Consider the following 8,885-nt stretch of genomic DNA (forward strand, 5'->3'; position numbering starts at 1 on the left):
CCGACTCCAACGCCAACACCGACTCCGACAACAACACCGACTCCGACAACAACTCCGACTCCAACGCCAACACCGACTCCGACAACAACTCCGACTCCAACGCCAACTCCGACTCCAACGCCAACTCCGACTCCAACGCCAACTCCGACTCCGACTCCAACGCCAACTCCGACTCCAACGCCAACTCCGACTCCGACAACAACTCCAACTCCGACAACAACTCCAACTCCAACTCCAACTCCGACTCCAACGCCAACTCTAGGTACTCCCGCTGTCATTTTCATTGAACCACTTGGCAGTACCGACGTACTCGAAAGCTTGGGCCGCGATATATACAAAGTGCGACTAAATACTCAGCCAACTGCTAATGTCACCGTCGCTATTACCCCTGAAAGCCAAGTTACTGTCAGCCTACCTGCCCTTACTTTTACTCCCGCCAATTGGAATGTCGCTCAAACGGTAACGGTGACTGCGGTTGACGATGCGGTTGTTGAGGGCGATCGTGTCAGCCCAATTAGCCACGCCACTACCAGCAATGACACATTGTATAATAATCTCGTCGCCCCTCTCACAGTCAATATCAGCGATAACGATAACTTAGGGGATGTCACAACCTTGTTGAAAAAGTCAGTAATCGGTTTGACAGATAAGGACGATCGCCTCACAGGATCGGCATTAAACGACATGATCCACGCACGCCCCGGCAATGACTATCTTCATGGTAAAGCAGGAGATGACTTGCTTTACGGACAAAAAGGTGATGACGGTATCAGCGGCGGTGATGGCAATGACCTTATTTTTGGCGGCCAAGGCATTGAATTTATTAGTGGCGATCGCGGTATTGACTTGATTTACGCAGGTAAGGAAAACGATCGCATTTACGGAGGCGATGGCGACGATATATTGTTTGGCGACGGGGGCAATGACTACTTATTTGGAGAAAAGGGTGCCGACACTCTCACAGGCGGATTGGGTTTTGATGTGTTTGCGATCGCGATCGATACTGGTGGAACAGACTTAGCCGCCGCCGATGTCATTAACGATTTCACCCTAAATCAAGACAAAATTGATTTAATTAGCGCCCTGGCTTTTAGCCAGTTAAATATTTTTCAAGGGACGGGCGCGAATGTTCGCGATACTATAATTCAGTATCAGGTAACAGGGGAATATTTAGCTGTCTTGAAAGGAGTCACTGCCAGCAGTATAGTTGAGGCAGTAACTTTTTAGACTTCGTATGTTGTTGGGCTTTAGCGCTAAAGCGCCACAACATACCTACCCGATCGCGATCGCCTAGTTTGTAGCGTGTCTCAGCAGTCGATCGTACTTTTGCTTTGATGGTCAGGTATATAGCAATCCTCCCATCATTTGTGAATTTCTTACTCCCTCCCCGAACTCGCGGGGAGGGTTGGGGTGGGGTAAAAAATGTAGGATTCCTGCAAGGATCGCTATAGCAACCGCTTAATTTAGATTGTGTAGCCTGTCTTTGATTTTTGTGCGAGTCACCAATGCAGACTCACAGCGTTCCCAGTAAATTTTAGCAACGCGATCGCCCGGATTCTGACGCCAACACTCGGAAAACAGCCGCGCCGCTTCAAATAACTTCCCTTCCGAGTAAAGTGCCCTAGCTTCTGCAAACAATTCCAGCGTAGCTAACTTGGTCTGTTTAATTTCTGGCGGATCTGCATCAAACACCTCATAAATCGTCACAGCTTCGGATTTTCCCTTGACTTTTACCGTGTCTAGAGTGCGGATTGTGTACTGAGATGGATTTTTCAGGCGCGTATAAGTTGGCTGGGTAATTAACAGCGAAACCCCATAATTTTTTGTCAAACTTTCCACGCGAGAAGCTAAATTAACGGCATCACTAATTACCGTCCCGTCCATGCGATTTGGCCCTCCCACAGTTCCCAGCATCAAAGAACCCGTATTAATCCCAATCCCAATCTGAATCGGCGCACAGCCAGCGTTAGCGCAGTATTCATTGTATTCAGCGAGACGGTGCAGCATAGCAATTCCCGCTTTCACCGCATTATCCGCCTCGCCGCTAAATAGCGCCATAATCGCATCGCCAATATATTTGTCGATAAACCCCTTATTTTCATTAATGACGGGTTCCATGCGAGAAAGATAAGAATTGATAAATTTGAAATTATCCTCCGGCGTCATAGTTTCCGAAAGCGTGGTGAAGTCGCGAATGTCGGAAAACAACACCGACATTTCTAACTGCACTTGGTCGCCCAATTCCACATCAATGATGCTTGATTTCTCTAAAAACTGGAGGAATTGATGGGGAATAAATCGCTCGTAAGCTTTGTTGAGTTGAGCCAGCCTGCTTTCATTTTTGCGTACTTCTGTATAAAGCTTAGAATTTTGAATCGAGATTGCCGCCTGTCCAGATAACACTTTTAATAGTTCCACTCTTTCAGGGGTAAAAGCACCCGCTGTTAGATTATTTTCCAAGTAAACAATACTAATGATTTGAGATTGGTTAATCAGCGGCACACATAAAATTGATTTGGGCAGATGCTTTCGGATGTGGGCGTCGTTGGTAAATTGTCCCGATCGCGCAGCATCATCTAGTACCACGCTTTCTTGAGTGCGACTCACATAATTGACAATTGCAGAGGAAAGTTCTTGACAGGTTTCAACGGGGATTGACTGCAACACGGTAACAAGTTCGTCATTGATGGTTCCTTCAGCTTCAATGAACAGTTGTCCCTGGCTTAACAAAATCAGATAGCCTCGTTGCGCCCCTGCATTTTCCATCAAAATTTTCATCAAGCTAGACAGTAGCTTATCTAGCATAATTTCTCCAGAAATCGCCTGAGAAGCCTTCATGACTGCGGCAATATCTAGGTGATTCCCCGAACCAGTCGTTGTCATTGCTACGGTAGTTTGAGTGTTTTTCCTTCCCGGCTGAGTTACCGCGAATAAGTGGGGATATCGCGTTTCTAAATCCGTTACCTTAGCAGTGGCTCCCCATTCAACATAACAATAATACGCCTCAAATATGTAGGCTTGAGCAACTTTTGTTTTGCCCCATTCCGAGTAGAATTTGGCTGCTAGTTCGTTGGCCAGGGCTTCGTCATTAACATATTTGTTTTCTTTGGCTCCCGAAATTGCGCGATCGTACATTTCAATCGCCTCGGCTTTATTGCCCAACACCCGTTGCCGTTCTGCTTCCACTAAATACCATTTATGCAGATAATTCATCGGAGCGTTTTGCGCCCACTTTTGCAGCGTGCTTTGATGGGTTTCCACTAAGGCAATAATTTCAGTTTGCTCAATTGCTGGCTGTGCGGGAAAAAGTGCCAAATGCGTCAGGGCTGCATAAAAATGAAAAATTGGAACAAAAGCCGATCCAGATACTCCCATCAAATACTGTTTGACTTGGGAAATGTGGTCTAGGGCAGCCGTATAATTGCCATAGCAGTAAGCAAGCAGCAGTTTGAAGATGCAGGCACAGGCGATCGCCGTAAATTCATTATCCTGATAGTGCTTGGGAATCATCACCGTTTCATCGTAGGCAGAGCCTATTAACAAATCCGGCCGAATACGGGTTTCCCTAAAGTTTTGCACCGTCTGCTGAATCATATCCAAATAAATCCGCGCCGAATATTGTTTTAACTGCGCCATTACCGCCCTATAACTTGCTATTTCTGGTTCCCAAGTGTCTAGTTCTACACCAGCGAATAAATGAGTATAAAAACAAATATATATGTTGTAGCCAGCGTCTACAAAGTCGCCCGTTTCCATACCAAACCTATAGCCCTCTTTCAGCGTCGGTATCGTTGCCAAAAGAGATTCTTGGCGATGCTGAATCCAGCCACCAAACAAAAGTAGAACTGTGGACTTGAATTCTGGTACATTCAACCTATCCAGCAATGAAAGTGCCAATAGCCCAAAGCCATAGCCCGTTTCCACCTCTTGGAAAAAGGCACACAACACCATCCCGTGCATCGCATAACCCACCGTCGATGCGGGCGCATTCCCAAAGGAGAGCGATAAACTCACCATCGTTGAGCTCAGCAGGGGCAGCAAACCGGGCATTCCCTGGAAAATGGGTGGAAACAACATACCAGACAGTTGCATAGCTGCCTGAGTCTGTGGATTTGTCATCACAGGTAGATCAACCAATTCCTCAATCTTTCTGTCGCCGAGGAGGGCCGCAAGGGCTTGTAGCGCTTTGCCAATCAAGGCTTCATCAGGTTCGGCAGGAAGTTCAATCCCCAATTGTAAGAGTGCGTCTCTTGCTACTGCGATCGTTTCTAACACCTTGCTCTGGGCTGTCTGAGCGGCAATTTTAATTTCGTAAATTTTAACTCGATCTAAAATTGTTTGGGCTTCTTGCAAAACCAGTGCTGCCATCTGTTCCATACCATCAAAATCACCATTCAAATAGGCAATTTCAGCAGCAGCAACATAAAGATTTAGCGCCAATTCATATTGAGTTTGCCAGCATTGAGGTGTCAGTAGCTCAATCCCCGTTTGTAGATAGATATTGGCCGCAGCGTAGGCGGTAGAATTTCTAGCCTTACGTCCAGCTTCTAAGTTGAGTTGGGCTAAGGCTGAGCGTTCACTTAATTGATTGATTAACTCAATTCCTTGATTTAAATGCCCGACAATATCAAATATTTTTTCTTCTATTTCTATCTCGGAAGAACTTTGTAGCAGTAACTGTCCTATTTTCAGATGAGTGGCTTGTTTTTGCTCGTCGGGAATCAATGAATAAGCCGCTTGCTGGACGCGATCGTGCAGGAACTTATAAGTGGGATTAGCAACAGACTGATTCAGGGATTGAGCATCTGCTTGAATAAAGTTATAGCCTTCTGAAATCAATAAAATGAGTCCTTCTTGCAAGGCTTTCCACAGTGCTGATGCCGTTTGTTCTGGTAATTCTTCGCTGACTATTGCCAATGTCTCTAAATCAAATTGCGCCCCAATGCAAGCCGCCAACTTGAGAACATCCTGAGTTTCGGCAGGTAACTTCTGCAATTGCGCCGCCATAAACTCCACCACATCCGAGGCGTCGGCAAATTTAACTTGATTAATATCGCACTGCCATCCCCCTTGTACCCCCCTCTGTCCCCCCTTGGTAAGGGGGGATTGAGGGGGGTTAAAAATAATTTGACCATCTTCATACAATGCCTTGAGGAATTGAGTCGAGAAAAATGGATTACCTTGGGTTTTTTGATAAACCAATTCTGTCAAGGGCCCGGCTAAAGATAAATCGCAAATCAGCGTATCTGCTACCAACTGATTTAGATCTGCTAAACTCAACGGTTGCAGGGTAATCGTATTCACCACTGCCCCAGACTTCACAATCTCATCCACAGTCAACATAAACGGATGAGCCGGTGATACCTCATTATCCCGATAAGCACCCAATACTAACAGATGCCCCGTATCTTCCATCAATAGTTGTAGCAATTTCAGCGATGCCGAATCTGCCCACTGCAAATCATCTAGAAACATCACTAAGGGATGTTCTGCTTGGGTAAATACTTGCACAAATTTCTGCATCAGCAGATTGAAGCGATTTTGGGCGGCACTCCCGGACAATTCTAGTGCAGGACTTTGAGCGCCAATGATGTGTTCTAATTCAGGAATTACGTCAATCAATACTTGCCCACTCTCGCCTACTGCGGTGAGAATCAGGGTTTTCCATCTGTGTAACTGAGCGTCACTTTCTGATAATAATTGTCCCATCAATTCCCGAAATGCTTGCACAAATGCACTAAAGGGAATATTGCGTTGAAATTGGTCGTATTTGCCTTTGATAAAATAGCCACGCTGTCGGGCGATCGGCTTATGGACTTCATTCACTACAGCGGTTTTACCAATGCCGGAAAAGCCAGCTACTAACATCATTTCGGCACTAGCATTACGAACTCTTTCAAAGGCTTCTAATAGATTATAAACTTCAGTTTCTCGGCCGTATAACTTTTCGGGAATCAGGAAATGGTCTGTAAGATCCAGTGTTCCTAATTCAAATTCTTCTATGCTCTCGGTTTCTTGTAGTTGAACCAGACAAATTTCTAAATCCTGCTTGAGACCCAATGCAGTTTGATAGCGATTTTCCGCATTTTTTGCCATCAGCTTGCTGACAATTTGCGAGACAATTAGGGGAATTTCTGGCTTGATTTCGTGCGGGGGAACTGGTTGTCTGGCAATGTGGCAGTGAACTAGCTCTAAAGCGTCTTCTGTCTCAAAAGGCAGTTTTCCTGTCAGCAATTCGTAGAAGGTGACGCCGAGGGAGTAAAAGTCTGTGCGGTAATCGATAGAGCGATTCATCCTACCAGTTTGTTCCGGCGAGATGTAAGCGAGGGTTCCTTCTAAAATGTTGGGGTTTTTCAGGGTTGGCATTTCTCGCGTTAGCTGAGTGGAAATGCCAAAGTCGATAATTTTGAGCTGCCCCGTCGTTGGATTGAATACTATATTAGAAGGGTTAATATCTTTGTGAATTATATTTGCGTTGTGAATTTGTCCTAAAGTTTCAGTGGCTGCGATCGCAATTTGCAGAAACTCCTTGAGGCTAAACTTTCGCTGCTGCATCCATATTTTCAAGGATTCCCCGCCAAAGTCCTCCACAAAAATCACGAGGCTGTTTTGGTATTTTTGCAAGTCATAAACTTGCACGACTCCCGCCTCTTTCAGCTCTCTGGTGATGCGGTATTCGGTGCGGTATCGTAGCAATTCTTGAGGGGTGGGGTAGCTTTCTTTGAGCAGTTTGAGGATGAGCGGTTGGCGATCCGCTTCCCGAAGGGCCCGGTAAACCAGAGAGTTGGCACTTTCGTAAAGCAGCTTCTGGACGGCAATGCCTGGAATGGACAGCATATTTATTTTTCTGGTAAAAATTAACGCGCCGTCAAAACACACCGGGTTCGTTGTGTAAAGAATAGCGCTTTAGAAAGGAACAAATTATGTTTTTATAACACACTCTTAGTTTTTCGGCAGGGAAGTGGCTTTCAGGTGGCCTGACAGAGTAAGGGTAAGGATTTATCATGGGACGAATCTAAGCCTTGTTAATTTTCCACTCCATGAATTTTCCCCGTTTCGGTTCTCCAAACATCATTAAAAATTGTCCCACCCCCAGCGCTAAGCAAAACTTTAAATGTATATATTGTCACAGGCAGTTTGTTTAAAACCCCAGACATCAAAGGATTTCAGAAAAAACAAAAAAATTGAGAGAGCAGCTTTTATTAGAAAAAATATCTTGAGTCGCGATTGTCAAAGTCACGAGGGTGTCCCCCCGCTGGTTCCAATACTTGTTTTTCAACAATTAGCATGAGTCCCCCGGAAAGTTCAAGTAAAGTCAAAAAAACCAGGCAAGCTAACGATCCAATGTGATGAAATGTAGTCGTTTTTAGGCAATAAGGGGAACAAGCACTGGAAAGAGCGGGCCAATTGATGCCTTAAGCAAAGAAATTCTAGGGGTGTATATAGGAAGTCGAGTTGAAATGGGTGCTAAAGGTTTTTGGGATTCCCTCCCAGTAGTGGACAGACAATGTGCCGTCTATTATACAGATTTTTGGGCAGGCTCAAAAAAAATTCCCCAGCGACACAAATCTCTGGGGGAAGATACTGGCAAAACTTCTGATATGGAAAGATTCAATAACACCCTTCAGCAAAGGATATCTCGTTTGGTAAGAAAGACTTTGTTTTCATCTATCTATAAAGATATCCAATCATGTGAGTATCTTCTGGTATTTTATCCATGATTACAAAGTTTCTTTACCCCTAAAAATGTTTAGGATTTTTCGTTGGTATGCAGGACTACCAGACTTTGTTCTCATGATTTTGGAGAGTCATTGATCTACTTCCCCTTACCCTTCCCCGCAACAAACTCCCGCAGCCGGAGTAAACTAGCCGTTTGCCCCAAATTCAGTGGCAGCAGCGACACTCCCTCCAGCCGAGACTGCACCCAACCATCGCCCCAATACCACTCGTGAAATCCGTCAATTCCCTGACTCAATAACAGCCGCAGACAATTGTGCTCAACAATATCAACGTGATGCTGAACTGCCACGGGGCCCAGCCAACTTGTAAAGGTCAAACCTTGAGCAAATTCTTCCGGCAAACCGCTAGACAACTGCTGTGGCCACAGCCACTGCTGCAATTGACTTGGACGCAACAAGCTGTCTCTAATCGCTGTTTCGGAAGCTTCAAGCTCAATCCGCAGGTTGCTTTGTTGAAAATTACCGAGCATAAGAATTTTAGATATAGGTGCAAGTAATTTTAATGTAACTTATAAATAATATCCTGAAAACCCCGCGACTTTAGTCCGGGGATGAAAGGGGCAAGGAGGCTTTAGCCTCCCAGTCTATTTTCTTAGATTTCAGGATTGCGCTGTAGAGTGAAGCTATGTAAATCTTTGTGAACAATCAGAGTAAGGTTAAGCCAATGCTGCTAGCATAAGACTCTCGTGATCAGGTCGAAGTCATGTTAGTTTTCGAGTTCAAAGCATACGGTAAAAAGCAGCAATTTGACGCTGTAAACGAAGCAATTAGAACGGTGCAGTTCATCCGAAACAAAGCATTGCGGTTTTGGAGGGAAAACGAAAAGGTCGATAAATACGAATTGAACAAGTATAGCGCTGTTTTAGCTAAGGAATGGACGTTTTGCGATGACTTGAATAGCATGGCTCGACAATCTAGCTCAGAAAGAGCGTGGTCGGCGATCTCCCGATTCTACGACAACTGTAAAAGGAAAGTCCCAGGAAAAAAAGGATTCCCGCAATTCCAGAAAGACAATCGATCCGTCGAGTACAAGACTACAGGCTGGCGTTTGGCAGACGATCGAAAATCTATCACTTTTACCGACAAGCAGGGAATCGGGAAGCTCAAATTAAAAGGAACACGCGACTTACATTTCTATCAGCGTAG

3 protein-coding genes and 2 pseudogenes are annotated in these 8,885 nt (G+C 45.1%); 3 read left to right on the forward strand and 2 right to left on the reverse strand.

What is annotated here, in order from left to right:
• The coding region (locus QUB10_RS17315) for a calcium-binding protein (protein ID WP_445300774.1) at positions 1-1,227 on the forward strand (1,227 nt) is incomplete at its 5' end.
• Positions 1,228-1,458: 231 nt separating this feature from the next.
• Here QUB10_RS17315 and QUB10_RS17320 read toward each other — a convergent pair.
• Positions 1,459-6,837 carry an AAA family ATPase gene (locus QUB10_RS17320; RefSeq protein WP_333203955.1) on the reverse strand — a complete coding sequence of 1,793 codons (5,379 nt, stop codon included), beginning with the start codon at positions 6,835-6,837 and terminating at the stop codon, positions 1,459-1,461.
• Between the two features lie 203 nt (positions 6,838-7,040).
• Between QUB10_RS17320 and QUB10_RS34270 the strand changes: the two are divergent.
• A pseudogene (locus QUB10_RS34270) lies at positions 7,041-7,737 on the forward strand (IS1 family transposase); the annotation flags it as partial.
• Between the two features lie 79 nt (positions 7,738-7,816).
• On the opposite strand, the gene QUB10_RS17325 reads toward QUB10_RS34270, so the two are convergent.
• Positions 7,817-8,209: a hypothetical protein gene (locus QUB10_RS17325; RefSeq protein ID WP_333203957.1), complete on the reverse strand. Its 393-nt coding sequence runs from the start codon at positions 8,207-8,209 to the stop codon at positions 7,817-7,819.
• A 233-nt stretch (positions 8,210-8,442) separates the two neighbouring features.
• Between QUB10_RS17325 and QUB10_RS17330 the strand changes: the two are divergent.
• Positions 8,443-8,885, forward strand: a pseudogene (locus QUB10_RS17330) (RNA-guided endonuclease TnpB family protein); the annotation flags it as partial.

This window comes from Microcoleus sp. B5-D4, from assembly GCF_036705145.1.
GTDB lineage: Bacteria > Cyanobacteriota > Cyanobacteriia > Cyanobacteriales > Microcoleaceae > Microcoleus.